This window comes from uncultured Rhodococcus sp. (genome assembly GCF_963525155.1).
In the GTDB taxonomy this organism is placed as follows: domain Bacteria; phylum Actinomycetota; class Actinomycetes; order Mycobacteriales; family Mycobacteriaceae; genus Rhodococcus_F; species Rhodococcus_F qingshengii.
The window spans coordinates 1-14,453 of the sequence record NZ_CAURKP010000136.1 but is presented as its reverse complement, the minus strand read 5'-3'; the positions used below and the strand labels follow the sequence as shown (position 1 = coordinate 14,453).

Annotated in this window: 26 protein-coding genes and 1 pseudogene; all 27 read right to left on the bottom strand. The window is 61.8% G+C overall.

The window, feature by feature from the left end; genetic code table 11:
• Positions 1-159, bottom strand: a pseudogene (locus RWT78_RS21995) (tRNA pseudouridine(38-40) synthase TruA); the annotation flags it as partial.
• Positions 160-165: 6 nt separating this feature from the next.
• Positions 166-723, bottom strand: coding sequence for a 50S ribosomal protein L17 (rplQ, locus tag RWT78_RS21990; RefSeq protein ID WP_007728580.1), 558 nt, complete (start codon positions 721-723; stop codon positions 166-168).
• 29 nt (positions 724-752) lie between these two features.
• On the bottom strand, positions 753-1,814 hold the full coding sequence (locus tag RWT78_RS21985; protein ID WP_003941016.1) for a DNA-directed RNA polymerase subunit alpha: 1,062 nt from the start codon (positions 1,812-1,814) through the stop codon (positions 753-755).
• Positions 1,815-1,934: 120 nt separating this feature from the next.
• Entirely contained in the window at positions 1,935-2,540 is a 606-nt protein-coding gene (gene rpsD / locus RWT78_RS21980; protein WP_003940769.1) for a 30S ribosomal protein S4, read from the bottom strand.
• A 22-nt stretch (positions 2,541-2,562) separates the two neighbouring features.
• Entirely contained in the window at positions 2,563-2,976 is a 414-nt protein-coding gene (gene rpsK, locus RWT78_RS21975; RefSeq protein WP_003940683.1) for a 30S ribosomal protein S11, read from the bottom strand.
• The gene (rpsM, locus tag RWT78_RS21970; RefSeq protein ID WP_003940834.1) at positions 2,976-3,350 is read right to left on the bottom strand and encodes a 30S ribosomal protein S13; all 375 of its coding nucleotides are present in this window, start codon (positions 3,348-3,350) and stop codon (positions 2,976-2,978) included. The genes rpsK and rpsM overlap by 1 nt, the downstream gene beginning before the upstream one ends.
• A 250-nt stretch (positions 3,351-3,600) precedes the next feature.
• Positions 3,601-3,714, bottom strand: a complete 114-nt coding sequence (gene rpmJ / locus RWT78_RS21965; RefSeq protein WP_003938068.1) for a 50S ribosomal protein L36 — start codon at positions 3,712-3,714, stop codon at positions 3,601-3,603.
• A gap of 90 nt (positions 3,715-3,804) precedes the next feature.
• A complete protein-coding gene (gene infA / locus RWT78_RS21960; RefSeq protein WP_003418601.1) occupies positions 3,805-4,026 on the bottom strand; it encodes a translation initiation factor IF-1 in 222 nt (73 codons plus the stop codon).
• 313 nt (positions 4,027-4,339) lie between these two features.
• Positions 4,340-5,137 carry a type I methionyl aminopeptidase gene (gene map / locus RWT78_RS21955; RefSeq protein ID WP_003940806.1) on the bottom strand — a complete coding sequence of 266 codons (798 nt, stop codon included), beginning with the start codon at positions 5,135-5,137 and terminating at the stop codon, positions 4,340-4,342.
• The gene (locus RWT78_RS21950) at positions 5,137-5,682 is read right to left on the bottom strand and encodes an adenylate kinase (RefSeq protein WP_003940868.1); all 546 of its coding nucleotides are present in this window, start codon (positions 5,680-5,682) and stop codon (positions 5,137-5,139) included. Before RWT78_RS21950 ends, map begins: the two co-directional genes overlap by 1 nt.
• Positions 5,679-6,998, bottom strand: coding sequence for a preprotein translocase subunit SecY (secY, locus tag RWT78_RS21945; protein ID WP_003940773.1), 1,320 nt, complete (start codon positions 6,996-6,998; stop codon positions 5,679-5,681). Before secY ends, RWT78_RS21950 begins: the two co-directional genes overlap by 4 nt.
• A 276-nt stretch (positions 6,999-7,274) precedes the next feature.
• On the bottom strand, positions 7,275-7,718 hold the full coding sequence (rplO, locus tag RWT78_RS21940) for a 50S ribosomal protein L15 (protein WP_003940829.1): 444 nt from the start codon (positions 7,716-7,718) through the stop codon (positions 7,275-7,277).
• Positions 7,719-7,720: 2 nt separating this feature from the next.
• Positions 7,721-7,900, bottom strand: coding sequence for a 50S ribosomal protein L30 (gene rpmD / locus RWT78_RS21935; protein ID WP_003940751.1), 180 nt, complete (start codon positions 7,898-7,900; stop codon positions 7,721-7,723).
• Complete coding sequence (gene rpsE, locus RWT78_RS21930; RefSeq protein ID WP_003940718.1) at positions 7,900-8,571, bottom strand: 30S ribosomal protein S5; 672 nt, start codon at positions 8,569-8,571, stop codon at positions 7,900-7,902. The genes rpmD and rpsE overlap by 1 nt, the downstream gene beginning before the upstream one ends.
• 31 nt (positions 8,572-8,602) lie before the next feature.
• Positions 8,603-9,010 carry a 50S ribosomal protein L18 gene (gene rplR, locus RWT78_RS21925; RefSeq protein WP_003940996.1) on the bottom strand — a complete coding sequence of 136 codons (408 nt, stop codon included), beginning with the start codon at positions 9,008-9,010 and terminating at the stop codon, positions 8,603-8,605.
• A gap of 1 nt (position 9,011) precedes the next feature.
• A complete protein-coding gene (gene rplF, locus RWT78_RS21920; protein ID WP_003940970.1) occupies positions 9,012-9,551 on the bottom strand; it encodes a 50S ribosomal protein L6 in 540 nt (179 codons plus the stop codon).
• Positions 9,552-9,565: 14 nt separating this feature from the next.
• Positions 9,566-9,964: a 30S ribosomal protein S8 gene (gene rpsH / locus RWT78_RS21915; protein WP_003940873.1), complete on the bottom strand. Its 399-nt coding sequence runs from the start codon at positions 9,962-9,964 to the stop codon at positions 9,566-9,568.
• A 451-nt stretch (positions 9,965-10,415) separates the two neighbouring features.
• The gene (locus tag RWT78_RS21910; protein ID WP_003940698.1) at positions 10,416-10,601 is read right to left on the bottom strand and encodes a type Z 30S ribosomal protein S14; all 186 of its coding nucleotides are present in this window, start codon (positions 10,599-10,601) and stop codon (positions 10,416-10,418) included.
• Positions 10,602-10,605: 4 nt separating this feature from the next.
• A complete protein-coding gene (gene rplE, locus RWT78_RS21905; RefSeq protein ID WP_003940924.1) occupies positions 10,606-11,172 on the bottom strand; it encodes a 50S ribosomal protein L5 in 567 nt (188 codons plus the stop codon).
• Between the two features lies 1 nt (position 11,173).
• Positions 11,174-11,491 carry a 50S ribosomal protein L24 gene (gene rplX, locus RWT78_RS21900; protein ID WP_003941019.1) on the bottom strand — a complete coding sequence of 106 codons (318 nt, stop codon included), beginning with the start codon at positions 11,489-11,491 and terminating at the stop codon, positions 11,174-11,176.
• Positions 11,491-11,859 carry a 50S ribosomal protein L14 gene (rplN, locus tag RWT78_RS21895; RefSeq protein ID WP_003940951.1) on the bottom strand — a complete coding sequence of 123 codons (369 nt, stop codon included), beginning with the start codon at positions 11,857-11,859 and terminating at the stop codon, positions 11,491-11,493. Before rplN ends, rplX begins: the two co-directional genes overlap by 1 nt.
• A 346-nt stretch (positions 11,860-12,205) precedes the next feature.
• Positions 12,206-12,487 (bottom strand): 30S ribosomal protein S17, encoded by a 282-nt coding sequence (gene rpsQ / locus RWT78_RS21890; protein ID WP_003941020.1) that lies wholly within the window; start codon positions 12,485-12,487, stop codon positions 12,206-12,208.
• Entirely contained in the window at positions 12,484-12,720 is a 237-nt protein-coding gene (rpmC, locus tag RWT78_RS21885; protein WP_003940734.1) for a 50S ribosomal protein L29, read from the bottom strand. The genes rpsQ and rpmC overlap by 4 nt, the downstream gene beginning before the upstream one ends.
• Positions 12,720-13,136, bottom strand: coding sequence for a 50S ribosomal protein L16 (gene rplP, locus RWT78_RS21880; protein ID WP_003940899.1), 417 nt, complete (start codon positions 13,134-13,136; stop codon positions 12,720-12,722). The genes rpmC and rplP overlap by 1 nt, the downstream gene beginning before the upstream one ends.
• A gap of 3 nt (positions 13,137-13,139) precedes the next feature.
• Positions 13,140-13,946, bottom strand: coding sequence for a 30S ribosomal protein S3 (gene rpsC / locus RWT78_RS21875; RefSeq protein ID WP_003941003.1), 807 nt, complete (start codon positions 13,944-13,946; stop codon positions 13,140-13,142).
• Positions 13,946-14,350: a 50S ribosomal protein L22 gene (gene rplV, locus RWT78_RS21870; RefSeq protein WP_003940717.1), complete on the bottom strand. Its 405-nt coding sequence runs from the start codon at positions 14,348-14,350 to the stop codon at positions 13,946-13,948. The genes rpsC and rplV overlap by 1 nt, the downstream gene beginning before the upstream one ends.
• Positions 14,347-14,453: ribosomal protein S19 family protein (locus tag RWT78_RS21865; protein ID WP_314680733.1), on the bottom strand; the 107-nt coding region annotated here is incomplete at its 5' end. The genes RWT78_RS21865 and rplV, both read right to left, overlap by 4 nt.

Here is a 14,453-nt window from a genome sequence, read left to right as displayed (position 1 = left end):
CTGGTCTTCGACCACACCGCACACGGTGCGCCGATCTGTCTGGCGGGCCCAACCCGAGAAGTCGGTGCCGTCGTAGGAGATGTCGAGCCGCAATCGAACGAGCCCGCCGTCCCCGATGGGGGCGGCGGGCTCGTTCGATTCAGCGTGTGCCGAAACCAAGGGAGACTAGTCCTTCTTGGCCTCTTCGGCCTCGGGAGCGTCGGCCGCAGTTGCGGTCTCGTCCTCGATGGCCTCGACGACTGCGTCAGCGTTCTCGACCTCAGCGTCGGTCGCGTCGGCCTCTACGGCCTCGACGACGTTCTCTGCGGCGGGAGCTTCCTGCGAGGACTTGACGCGACGAGCGCGGTCAGCCTCGGAGGTGACGGTCTTTTCCTTGACGAGCTCGATGATTGCCATCGGAGCGTTATCACCCTTGCGGGGGATCGTCTTGATGATGCGGGTGTATCCACCGTTACGGTCCGCGTAGAACGGGCCGATCTCGGCGAACAGGGTGTGAACGACATCCTTGTTGCGGATGACCTTCAGCACCTCACGACGGTGAGCCAGCGTGCCGGCCTTTGCGTGCGTGACGAGCTTCTCGGCGTAGGGGCGCAATGCCTTGGCCTTGGACTCGGTGGTGGTGATGCGACCGTGCTCGAAGAGCGCGGTAGCCAGATTGGCGAAAATCGCCTTCTGGTGGGAAGCCGACCCGCCGAAGCGGGCACCCTTCTTGGGCTTGGGCATGATGATCTCCTAGTAAAGGACCTGAGCTGCTACAGCTGTTCGGTCTCGGCGTAGTCCTCGGTACCTTCGGCATCGCCGAAGGAACCGGCATCAGTGTCACTCCACGTTCCGGTGGCGGCGTCGTAGCCGGCAACGGTGGTGGGATCGAAGGATGCGGGGCTGTCCTTGAGGGACAGGCCGAGCGAATGCAGCTTGACCTTGACCTCGTCGATGGACTTCTGTCCGAAGTTGCGGATGTCGAGCAGATCGGACTCGGTACGGCCGACAAGCTCACCGACGGTGTGAACACCTTCGCGCTTGAGGCAGTTGTAGGAGCGGACCGTGAGGTCCAGATCCTCGATGGGGAGTCCGAAGGAAGCGATGTGATCGGCCTCGGCAGGCGAGGGTCCGATCTCGATTCCTTCTGCTTCGACGTTCAGCTCACGGGCCAGGCCGAAGAGCTCAACCAGGGTCTTGCCCGCCGAAGCGAGCGCGTCCCGTGCGGTGATGGAGTTCTTCGTTTCCACGTCGAGAACGAGCCGATCGAAGTCGGTGCGCTGTTCGACGCGAGTGGCCTCCACCTTGTAGGTGACCTTGAGCACCGGCGAGTAGATCGAGTCGACCGGGATACGGCCGATCTCTGCGCCGGACGCCTTGTTCTGAACGGCGGGGACATAGCCACGACCGCGCTCGACTACGAGCTCGATCTCCAGCTTTCCCTTGTCGTTCAGGGTGGCGATGTGCAGATCAGGGTTGTTCACGGTGACGCCTGCCGGGGGCACGATGTCGCCTGCAGTAACAGCGCCGGGGCCCTGCTTGCGGACGTACATGGTGACCGGCTCGTCCTCTTCGGAGTTCACGACGAGGCCCTTGAGGTTCAGGATGATGTCGGTGACATCTTCCTTCACGCCCGGGACGGTGGTGAACTCGTGGAGAACGCCGTCGATACGGATGCTGGTGACAGCAGCGCCGGGGATCGACGAGAGCAGCGTGCGGCGCAGCGAATTGCCGAGCGTGTACCCGAAACCTGGCTCCAGGGGCTCGATGACGAACTTCGAGCGGTTATCAGCGATGACCTCTTCGGTCAGCGTGGGTCGCTGAGAAATGAGCATTGGTATTTCCTCCTGTACGGACGTCCACTATTTGACGCCCACGATGGGAAAGGGCCTGCGGCCCTGTGAGTGGTTGAGGAGTCCGGAGACTCCTCAACCACTCACGGGGTGCGAAGCGCCTTACTTCGAGTAGTACTCGACGATGAGCTGTTCCTGCAGAGCGATGTCGATCTGCGCGCGCTCGGGAAGCTGGTGAACCAGGATCCGCAGACGCGAGCCGACAACCTGCAGCCACCCGGGAACCGGGCGATCGCCGACGGTCTCACGCGCAACCTGGAACGGAAGCGTGGAGAGCGACTTCTCCTTGACATCGATGATGTCGTACTGCGAGACGCGGTAGCTCGGGATGTCGACCTTCTTGTTGTTCACGAGAAGGTGACCGTGCGTGACCAGCTGACGTGCCTGACGGCGCGTGCGAGCGAGGCCTGCGCGGTACACGACGTTGTCGAGACGCGACTCGAGGATGCGAAGCAGGTTCTCGCCGGTCTTGCCGGGGCGGTTGTTCGCCTCCTTGTAGTACAGGCGGAACTGCTTCTCCATGACGCCGTAGGTGAAGCGAGCCTTCTGCTTCTCCTGCAGCTGGAGCAGGTACTCGCTCTCCTTGATACGCGCGCGGCCGTGCTGTCCGGGCGGGTACGGGCGACGCTCGAATGCCTGGTCGCCTCCAACGAGGTCGACGCGCAGACGACGCGACTTGCGGGTGATGGGTCCGGTATAACGTGCCATTTTCTTCTACCTATCCTTCCCGCTATACCCGACGCCGCTTGGGCGGACGGCAGCCGTTGTGCGGCTGGGGGGTTACATCGGAAATGGTGCCGACCTCGAGGCCAGCGGCCTGGAGGGAACGGATTGCGGTCTCGCGACCGGATCCCGGTCCCTTGACGAAGACGTCAACCTTCTTGACACCGTGCTCCTGCGCCTTACGGGCAGCGCTCTCAGCAGCAAGCTGAGCGGCGAAGGGAGTCGACTTACGCGAACCCTTGAAGCCGACGTGTCCCGAAGACGCCCAGGAAATGACATTTCCGGCGGGGTCCGTGATGGACACGATGGTGTTGTTGAAGGTGCTCTTGATGTGAGCGGCGCCGTGCGGGATGTTCTTCTTATCCCTGCGACGCGTCTTCTGGGTCTTCTTCGGACCGGTGCTACGTGACTTCGGGGGCATTACTTCGCCTTCTTCTTGCCGGCAATGGTGCGCTTCGGACCCTTACGGGTACGGGCGTTGGTCTTGGTGCGCTGACCACGCACGGGCAGACCACGACGGTGGCGCAGGCCCTGGTAGCAGCCGATCTCGATCTTGCGACGGATGTCGGCCTGAACCTCGCGGCGAAGGTCACCCTCGACCTTGAGCGACTCCTCGATGTACTCGCGGAGCTTTGCCAGGTCCTCGTCCGAGAGGTCCTTGCTCCGGAGATCCGGGCTGACGCCGGTGGCGTCAAGGATTTCCTTGGAGCGGGTACGGCCGATGCCGTAGATGTATGTCAGTGCGATCTCCATGCGCTTTTCGCGAGGAAGATCAACACCAGAGAGACGTGCCATGTTGGCATTTCCTTATCGGTGTGCGGAGGTCTGCTCCCAGCCCTTCCCCTGTGCCTCTTGCCGAGTACCGACGCCCGAAGGCGCAGATGATCTCATCAACTAACTCAGTGGGGCCCCGGCCTCCGTGCCGGGGGTGAACCATTGTCCGACCTTGGCGATCGGTGAACGATCGCGTGGGGTCTCGTCAACAATGGCTGGTACTGGGAGGTCTTCTTTGCTTGTTGCCAAGCAGATCTTCGAAAAGCTAGATCTAGCCCTGACGCTGCTTGTGACGCAGGTTCTCGCAGATCACCATGACTCGACCGTTACGGCGAATCACTTTGCACTTCTCGCAGATCTTCTTGACGCTCGGCTGAACCTTCACGTCTTCTGATCTCCTGTTTTGTCGCAGCCCGCCGCGATGAACCGCGGCAGACATACTTCTCCCTGACCCAGGTCAGGTCCGGGAAGTTCGTTACTTGTAGCGGTAAACGATGCGTCCGCGCGACAAATCGTAGGGCGAGAGCTCTACGACAACGCGATCTTCCGGGAGGATGCGAATGTAGTGCTGACGCATCTTTCCGCTGATGTGGGCGAGGACCTTGTGGCCATTCTCGAGCTCAATGCGGAACATCGCATTGGGCAGCGGCTCGACTACTCGTCCTTCGACCTCGATGGCCCCGTCTTTCTTAGCCATATCCTCCGCGATCCGTTTGGTTTGGCATGCTTCGTGCATCGGCTTCCGTTACATTGGCACGCAATGGAAAGATCGTCGGCAGTTCGAAAGGCCTATCCCGGAGCGATCCGGGCGTAGGCACACGAACTATCGACGCGCATAGCGCACCGCCTAGCCATGTTACGCGATGTAAACGACCAGGCCAAATGCGCCTCCGGTCAGGGTGACGACGCACACCGCTCCCCCATCGAAAAAGTCCCAGCCTCGAAATGAGGCTGGGACTTCTCGAACGTGAATCATGCTCGCTGCCAACACTTGTCAGCGACTGTGTCGACTACTCCGGCCGGAGTGTCAGAATCCGCGGACCGTCTTCGGTCACTGCGACAGTGTGTTCCCAATGCGCCGCACGGGACCCGTCGGTCGTCACAACGGTCCAGTCGTCGTCGAGAATCACCGTGTCGGTGGTGCCGAGCGTGAGCATCGGCTCAATCGCCAGGCACGATCCGACAACCAGTTCAGGACCCTTACCCGGGGCACCTTCATTGGCGAGGAACGGATCCATGTGCATTTCCCGGCCGATTCCGTGTCCGCCGTATCCGTCGACGATGCCGTAGGAACGACCGTGCAACTTCTCGGCGGCATGAGTACCGACCTCGATCGCGTGCGAAACATCCGTCAGACGGTTGCCGGCGATCATTGCCGCGATCCCGGCTTCCATAGAAAGCCGAGTGGCTTCGCTGAGCTCCTGATCGGCGACGCTGATCTCACCGACACCGAACGTCCAAGCGGAGTCACCGTGCCATCCGTCGAGGATCGCGCCACAGTCGATGGAAACCAGGTCGCCTTCAGCCAGGATGTCCTGAGCTGAAGGGATTCCGTGAACGACGCGATCGTTGACCGAAGAGCAGATCGAGCCGGTGAAGCCGTGGTACCCGAGGAACGAGGGCACGGCGCCGGCGTCACGAATGACGGATTCAGCGACCGCGTTCAATTCCAAAGTGCTGACACCGGGCTTCGCCGCAGCGCGAACCGCCACCAGAGCCGAACCCACGATCGCGCCGGCAGCAGCCATCGCGTCGAGTTCGCCCGCGGAGCGGAACGGAACAACCTTGCGTTTGCGCCCGAAGACCATTACTTACCCAACGCTGCCAGTGCGCGAGCGTTGACCTCTTCGACCTCGCCGATCGCGTCGACGGAGACGATGCTGTCCTTGTAGTAGTCGAACAGCGGTGACGTCTCGTCGCGGTAGACCCGGAGTCGGTTGCGAATGACGTCCTCGGTGTCGTCTGCACGACCACGGGCGAGCATACGCTCGACCACGATGTCCTCGTCGACGACGAAGGAGAGGACACCGTCGAGCTTGGTGTCGAGATCCTTCAAGATTCCCTCGAGTGCCTGAGCCTGTTCGACCGAGCGCGGAAATCCGTCGAGAAGGAAACCGTTTGCTGCGTCCGGTTCTGCGACGCGAGCCTTCACCATGTCGTTGGTGATCGAGCTCGGTACGAGTTCGCCGGCGTCGATGTACTTCTTTGCTTCCACACCGAGAGCGGTGGCCTGACCGATGTTCGCGCGGAAGAGATCACCCGTGGAGATATGGGGAACGCCGAACTTCTCGGACAAGATAGCGGCCTGGGTGCCCTTGCCGGCACCGGGAGGACCAAGGAGGACAAGTCTCACTTGAGGAACCCTTCATAGTTACGCTGCATTAGCTGACTCTCGATCTGCTTCACGGTGTCCAGGCCGACGCTGACCATGATCAGCACCGCGGTGCCACCGAACGGCAGGTTCTGCGCGCCGCCGCCGTTCCCGATGTCGAGGAACAGGTTGGGCAGAACAGCAATGGTGCCGAGGTAAATCGCACCCGGAAGGGTGATGCGACTCAGCACGTAGTTGAGGTAGTCCGCGGTCGGCTGACCGGGTCGGATACCGGGGATGAAGCCGCCGAACTTCTTCATCTCGTCGGCGCGCTCTTCGGGATTGAAGGTGATGGCGACGTAGAAGTACGTGAAGAAGACGATCAGGCCGAAGTAGATCGCGATGTACACCGGGTTGGCCGGGTTCACCAGGTAGGTGTTGATGAGGCGCTGCCACCAACTGGGGTCGACCGCTGTACTGGCCGAAGTCAGCTGTGCAATCAAGTTCGGGAGGTACAGCAGTGAAGACGCGAAGATCACCGGGATGACGCCGGCCTGGTTCACCTTCAGAGGCAGGTACGTCGAGGATCCGCCGTACATCTTGCGTCCGACCATCCGCTTCGCGTACTGCACCGGGATACGACGCTGACCCTGCTCGACGAAGACGACACCGGCGATGATCAGCAGCGCTGCGAGGCAGACGAAGGCGAAGACCAGCGGACCACGGCTGTCGAGGATTGCCTTGCCCTCGCTCGGGATACGCGATGCGATACCGGCGAAGATGAGGAGGGACATACCGTTGCCGACGCCACGTTCGGTGATGACCTCGCCGAACCACATGACCATGGCAGCACCGGCAGTCATGACCAGCACGATGATGACAAGACCGAAGATCGACTTGTCGGCGATGATGTCGTCACAGCCCTGGAGCAACTGTCCGCGTGCCGCAAGAGCGACGATGCCGGTCGACTGCAGGATTGCCAGAGCAATGGACAGGTAACGCGTGTACTGCGTCATCTTGGCCTGGCCGGACTGGCCTTCTTTCCGAAGTTCCTCGAACTTCGGAATCACCACGGTCAGGAGCTGCACGATGATGCTCGCCGTGATGTACGGCATGATGCCGATCGCAAAGATCGACATCTGCAGCAGAGCGCCGCCGGAGAACAGGTTGATCAGCGAGTAGATACCTGCTGAGTCACCGGAGTTGGCGATATCGATGCACTGACGCACACGGCCGTAGTCGACACCTGGGGACGGGATGAGAGCGCCGACCCGATACAGAGCCACCAAGCCGAGGGTGAAGAGGATCTTCCGCCTCAGGTCTGGGGTCCTGAGGGCCGAGACGAAGGCGGAAAGCAAAGATCCTCCTGGCACGACGGTAGGGAGACAGATCGTTTTGACCTGTCGAACTTTTGAACTCTAACAGTGAGCATTTGGGAACTAGGCGGGCAGACCACGAAAACCGGGTAAGCCGAAGATACATTTGCCACTCGGTGACCAGAATACTGGCCCGTCCGAGCATGCACGACCAATCTGTGACACGACCTCGTACCTGTGACACGACCTCGTAGACGCCGATGGCCGCACCGCAGCAAACGCTGCGCTGCGGCCATCGGACTAGCTACGCGTGATCACTCACAGCTCGGTGGCGGAACCACCGGCAGCAGCAATCTTTTCCTTGGCGGAACCGGTGAACTTGTCGACGGTCACCTGAACGGCAACTGTCAGTTCGCCGTCGCCCAGAACCTTGACGAGCTGGTTCTTGCGGACTGCGCCCTTGGCGACGAGATCCTCGACCGTGATTGCTCCACCTTCGGGGAACAGACGGGCGATGTCGCCGACATTGACGACCTGGTACTCGACGCGGAACGGGTTCGTGAAGCCCTTGAGCTTGGGCAGACGCATGTGAAGCGGCATCTGTCCACCCTCGAAGCCCACGCGCACGGTGTTACGTGCCTTGGTGCCCTTGGTACCGCGACCTGCGGTCTTACCACGCTTGCCGCCCTCACCGCGTCCAACACGAATCTTGTTGGACTTGGATCCCGGAGCGGGGCGCAGGTGGTGCAGTTTGATGGTCATGGTTAGACCTCCTCAACTGTTACGAGGTGGCGCACCACGTTGATCAGACCGCGGTTCTGTGCGTTGTCCTCACGAACAACGGTCTGACGGATGCCCTTGAGACCCAGCGTGCGCAGAGAATCCTTCTGGTTCTGCTTGGTCCCGATGATGCTCTTGATCTGAGTGACCTTGAGATCTGCCATTACTTCACACTCCCAGCAGCCTGTGCGCGAGCGCGAAGCATGCCGGCGGGTGCAACCTCTTCGAGGGTGAGGCCGCGGCGAGCCGCAACTTCCTCTGGACGCTGCAGACCCTTGAGCGCAGCAACGGTCGCATGCACGACGTTGATGGCGTTGTCGCTACCGAGCGACTTCGACAGGATGTCCGCGATACCAGCGCACTCCAGCACGGCGCGCACAGCGCCACCGGCGATAACACCGGTACCGGGGCTTGCCGGGCGAAGCATGACGATGCCGGCAGCAGCCTCACCCTGAACGGGGTGAGTGATGGTGTTGGCGATCATCGGGACGCGGAAGAAGCTCTTGCGAGCCTCCTCGACACCCTTCTGGATGGCCGCGGGAACTTCCTTGGCCTTTCCGTAGCCGACGCCGACCAGTCCGTTGCCGTCTCCGACGATCACCAGAGCGGTGAAGCTGAAGCGACGACCACCCTTGACGACCTTGGAAACGCGGTTGATCGTGACAACGCGCTCGATGAACTGTGACTTCTCCGCAGCGTTTCCGCCACGGCCACCGTCGCGACGGTCACGGCCGCCACCACGGTTGTCCCCACGAGCGTTGCTGTTGTCACCGCTGTTGGGGCCATTCTGTCCGGCGGGTCCGCTTCCGCCGTCACGCCTTTGACGTCCCGGCATCAGGCTGTCCTTCCGTTGAAAATGTTGGTCATCAGAACTTCAACCCGCCTTCGCGAGCCGCGTCTGCCAGGGCCGCGATGCGACCGTGGTAGCCGTGTCCGCCGTGGTCGAAGACAACTGCTTCCACGCCGGCAGCCTTGGCGCGCTCGGCGATCAGCTGACCGACCTTCGCGCTCGCAGCCTTCTTGTCGCCTTCTGCCACGCGCACGTCTGCTTCGATGGTCGACGCGGAGGCCAGGGTGTGGCCGGCCAGGTCGTCCACGAGCTGGACGTGGATGTGGCGCGAGGACCGGTTGACGACCAAGCGGGGACGCTCGGGCGTGCCGGAGACCTTCTTGCGGAGACGGAAGTGACGACGCGTCTTCGAGAGACGACGCTTGGTGGACGCATCCTTGCCCAGCGGAATCCGCTTGGCTTTCTGGTTTGCAGTCTGGCTCATATCACTTACCCGTCTTTCCGACCTTGCGGCGGATCTGCTCACCCTCGTAACGCACGCCCTTACCCTTGTACGGGTCCGGACGACGGAGACGACGGATGTTGGCCGAGATCTGCCCGACCTTCTGCTTGTCGATGCCGGACACCGAGAACCGGGTGGGCGACTCGACGACGAAGGTGATGCCTTCAGGAGCCTCGATCGGCACCGGGTGGCTGAAGCCGAGCGCGAACTCGAGGTCCTTGCCCTTCAGTGCCACACGGTAACCAACACCGTGGATCTCCATCTTCTTCGTGTAACCCTCGGTGACACCGGTGATGATGTTCGCAACCAGGGTCCGCGACAGACCGTGCAGCGCGCGGCTACGACGCTCGTCGTCGGGGCGCGTGACGCTCAGCGAGCCGTCCTCTGCCTTTTCGATTGCGATGGGCTCGGAGATGGTCAGCGCGAGGGTGCCCTTGGGACCCTTGACGGTGACATCCTGGCCGCTGATCGTGACGTCAACGCCCGCGGGGACGGTGACCGGAATCTTTCCAATACGCGACATTGTGGTGGCCTCCCTTACCAGACGTAGGCGAGGACTTCCCCGCCTACTCCTTGATTGGCCGCCTGGCGATCGGTGAGCAGACCGGACGACGTGGAGATGATGGCCACGCCGAGGCCTCCGAGGACCTTGGGCAGGTTGGTGGACTTCGCGTAAACCCGGAGACCGGGCTTGGAAACGCGACGCACGCCGGCGAGGCTACGCTCGCGGCTGGGACCGTACTTCAGATCGACGATGAGGGTCTTGCCGACCTCTGCGTCTTCGGTACGGAAATCGGAGATGTAGCCCTCGCGCTTGAGGATCTCGGCGATGTTCGCCTTGATCTTCGAGTGGGGAAGCTTCACCTCATCGTGGTACGCCGTGTTGGCGTTGCGCAGACGCGTCAAGAAGTCTGCGATGGGGTCAGTCATGGTCATAGGTCGACCTCGACACCTTTCTCGCTGTGGTTCCCATGCAACACCGGACGAATCCGATCGTGGGCCTCCAGCAATTCGGCTGGGCCGTCCGACTTGTGTCAGACGGCGTAAGTTACCGCACCGAGCTGAACGCATGCGTCAGCCACGGCAACCGCTCTAGTGTAGGGAACTTTGGCGCAGGTGTCCACCGGGATCCCATGTCGCCTCCCCCACTGCCGCCCGAAGGATGCGATCGGGAAGCTATCGACGCACCCCGAAATCTGAACTGCTCGTTCGGCACCGAAGAACGACACCGACGAACGCTGATCGCTTTCAACCAGAGTCGCAGCGGGGCAGTTCTTTTCAGGATCGGCACGATTCACATCTCGATGAAAACCACGAATGGGCGTGGGTTCCAAAGGAACCCACGCCCATTCACATGCGTGGTGTGACGAAGCCCGAGGGCCTCAGATCACCAAGAGCTCTTGCGAACTCCGGGAAGCTCGCCGGCGTGAGCCATCTCGCGAACGCAGATACGGCACAAGCCGAACTTGCGGAACACCGAGTGCGGGCGACCGCACCGCTGGCAGCGGGTGTAGGCGCGAACCGCGAACTTGGGCTTCTTGTTGGCCTTGTTGACCAATGCCTTCTTAGCCATGCGCTCAGTTCTCCTTGAACGGGAAGCCGAGGTGCTTGAGCAGTGCACGGCCTTCTTCGTTGTTGGTTGCGGTGGTCACGACGGTGATGTCCATGCCGCGGGGGCGATCGATCTTGTCCACGTCGATCTCGTGGAACATCGACTGCTCGTTGAGGCCGAACGTGTAGTTGCCGTTGCCGTCGAACTGGTTGCCCGAGAGACCACGGAAGTCGCGGATACGGGGCAGAGCGACAGACACGAGGCGGTCCAGGAACTCCCACATGCGGTCACCACGGAGGGTGACGCGTGCACCGATGGGCATACCTTCGCGGAGCTTGAACTGCGCGATGGACTTACGTGCCTTGCGGATCTCGGGCTTCTGGCCCGTGATCAGCGACAGGTCATGGACAGCGCCGTTGATCAGCTTGGCGTCACGGGCAGCGTCGCCGACGCCCATGTTGACGACAACCTTGACGACGCCGGGGATCTGCATGACGTTCGAGTAGTCGAACTCGCTGTTGAGCGCGTCCTTGATCTCAGCGCGGTAGCGTGCCTTGAGGCGCGGCTGGACCTTGTTTTCGGTGGAGGTCATGTCAGATGTCCTTCCCGTTCTTCCGGGAAATCCGAACGCGCTTGCCGGACTCTTCGTCGGTGCGGTAGCCCACGCGGGTGGGGTTTCCGTCCGAGTCGACGACTGCAACGTTGGAAACGTGGATCGGGGCTTCCTGCGTGACGATGCCGCCGGAGGATGCTCCGCGCTCGTTCGCGGAAACCGCGGTGTGCTTCTTGATTCGGTTCACGCCTTCGACGAGGACCTTGTCGGTCGCGGGGTAGGCCTGAATGACCTTGCCCTTCGCGCCCTTGTCCTTGCCGGCGATGACCAGAACGGTGTCACCCTTGTGCACCTTCATCACAGCACCTCCGGGGCAAGCGAAACGATCTTCATGAACTTCTTCTCGCGCAGCTCACGGCCGACGGGTCCGAAGATGCGGGTTCCACGGGGATCACTGTCAGCCTTGATGAGCACTGCAGCGTTCTCGTCGAACTTGATGTAGGAACCGTCCGGACGACGGCGCTCCTTGGTCGTGCGAACGATGACGGCCTTGACGACCTCACCCTTCTTGATGTTTCCACCGGGGATTGCGTCCTTGACGGTGGCGACGATGACGTCACCGATCCCGGCGTAGCGACGTGACGAACCGCCGAGAACGCGGATGCAAAGGATTTCCTTGGCACCCGTGTTATCAGCGACGCGAACTCGCGACTCCTGCTGAATCACTTGATCTCCCTAGACCTGGAATTTCGTGCGCAACGGATTACCGACCCGGTGCGCGCGGTCATTGTTGCCACCTGCGTCGTGTCTGAGCTGCAGTCCCACCGACTGACGTCGGGAGACGATCACTGCAAGCACCGTTCGAGCTGCGCACGTGAAGACACACCTCTGCCACAGGCAACCGTTCTATTGTAGGGAAGGGTTCACCGAATACCAAATCAGCCGTACTCGACGCAACTCGAACCCTTCGCCCGGAAAGCCCCGAAAGCCCCCGGAAAGCCGAATGGCCCACTCCCCCAAGGGGAAGCGGGCCATTCGGTGATACTCGATCAGCTCGAGGATTCGATCAGGCTTACTTGGCCTTTTCGAGGACCTCGACCAGACGCCAGTGCTTCGTCGCGGACAGCGGACGGGTTTCCATCAGCTGAACGCGGTCGCCGACGCCGGCAACGCCGTTCTCGTCGTGCGCCTTCACCTTGGTCGTACGGCGGATGATCTTGCCGTAGAGCTTGTGCTTGACGCGGTCTTCGAGCTCGACCACGATCGTCTTTTCCATCTTGTCGGACACGACGTATCCGACACGGACCTTACGGCTCGCGCGCTCTTCTGTGCTCACTGCTTTTTCCTCACTCATGCCGCGTCACCTGCATCCGGACCCACAGCGAGTCCGAGCTCACGCTCACGCAGGACGGTGTAGATGCGCGCGATCTCGTGACGAACGGTGCGCAGTCGTCGGTTGTTGTCCATCTGGCCGGTAGCCATCTGGAAACGAAGGTTGAAAAGCTCTTCCTTCGACTCACGGAGCCGGGTGACCAGCTCGTCTTCACTGAGCTCGCGGAGCTCTGCTGCTGGGGTTCCAGTAGCCATCAGAACTGCTCCTCTCTGGTCACGATCCGGCACTTGCACGGGAGCTTGTGCATCGCGCGGCGCAGGGCCTCACGAGCAATCTCCTCGTTGGGGTATGTCATCTCGAACAGAACGCGTCCGGGCTTGACGTTGGCAATCCACCACTCGGGCGAACCCTTACCGGAACCCATTCGGGTTTCGGCCGGCTTCTTCGTGAGGGGGCGATCCGGGAAGATGTTGATCCAGATCTTGCCGCCACGCTTGATGTGCCGAGTCATGGCGATACGAGCGGACTCGATCTGCCGGTTGGTGATGTAGGCAGGCTCGAGAGCCTGGATGCCGTAGTCACCGAAGGTCACCTGGGTACCGCCCTTGGCGGCACCCGAACGGCTCGGGTGGTGCTGCTTGCGGTGCTTGACCCGCCGTGGGATCAACATGCGTCAGCCCTCCTGATTCTGTTCAGTTGCGGGAGCATCGGCGGTTGCGGTCGCTGCGCGGCCGGCCTCGGTGCTGGTCGCAGTGGTACCGGTGGCACCGGAACGACGCGGACGGCTCGGACGCTCACGACGCGGGCGATCCCCGGCCGGTGCGGCCGTGTTGGCGGCGAGCTCACGCTTGCCACCGACGATGTCGCCCTTGTAGATCCAGACCTTGACGCCGATGCGACCGAAGGTGGTCTTGGCCTCGTAGAGGCCGTAGTCGATGTCCGCACGAAGCGTGTGCAGCGGCACACGGCCTTCGCGGTAGAACTCCGACCGGGACATCTCGGCGCCGCCGAGACGACCGGAGCACTGAACGCGGATTCCCTTGACGTTGGGCTGACGCATGGCCGACTGGATGGCCTTGCGCATTGCACGACGGAAGGCAACGCGGTTCGAGAGCTGCTCGGCCACACCCTGTGCGACGAGCTGTGCTTCAGCTTCTGCGTTCTTGACCTCGAGGATGTTCAGCTGAACCTGCTTGCCGGTCAGCTTCTCGAGCTCGGAGCGGATGCGATCGGCTTCGGCGCCGCGGCGGCCGATGACGATGCCCGGACGTGCAGTGTGGATGTCCACGCGAACACGGTCACGGGTGCGCTCGATTTCGACCTTCGCGATTCCTGCGCGCTCCATGCCGGTGGCGAGGAGCTTACGGATCGCGACGTCTTCCTTGACGTACTCCGCGTACTGCTTGTCTGCGTACCAGCGAGACTTCCAGTCGGTGGTGATGCCGAGACGGAAGCCGTGCGGGTTGATTTTCTGGCCCACTACTGAGCACTTCCCTTCCGGCGATTACGGGTCGATGTTCCGGTCTTCGGCAGGCTCTCCACGATCACGGTGATGTGACTGGTGCGCTTGCGAATACGGAACGCACGTCCCTGTGCACGCGGCTGGAACCGCTTGAGGGTCGCGCCCTCGTCCACGAACGCCGTAGCAACGACAAGCGTGCTGGGGTCGAGGTCGAGGTTGTTCTCGGCGTTGGCTGCTGCGGAGGCGATCACCTTGGCGACCGGCTCGCTCGCTGCCTGCGGCGCGAACTTCAGGATGTTCAGGGCGTCTTCAACCGAGCGCCCGCGGACCAGGTCCACAACTCGACGTGCCTTCATCGGCGTGACGCGAACGTGCTTCGCTACAGCCTTGGCAGTCGGGTTGGCGGTTTCGGTGTTGCTCATCGCCTCTTCGCCTTCCGATCATCCTTGATGTGACCCTTGAACGTGCGGGTCGGTGCAAACTCTCCGAGCTTGTGTCCGACCATGGAGTCGGACACGAACACGG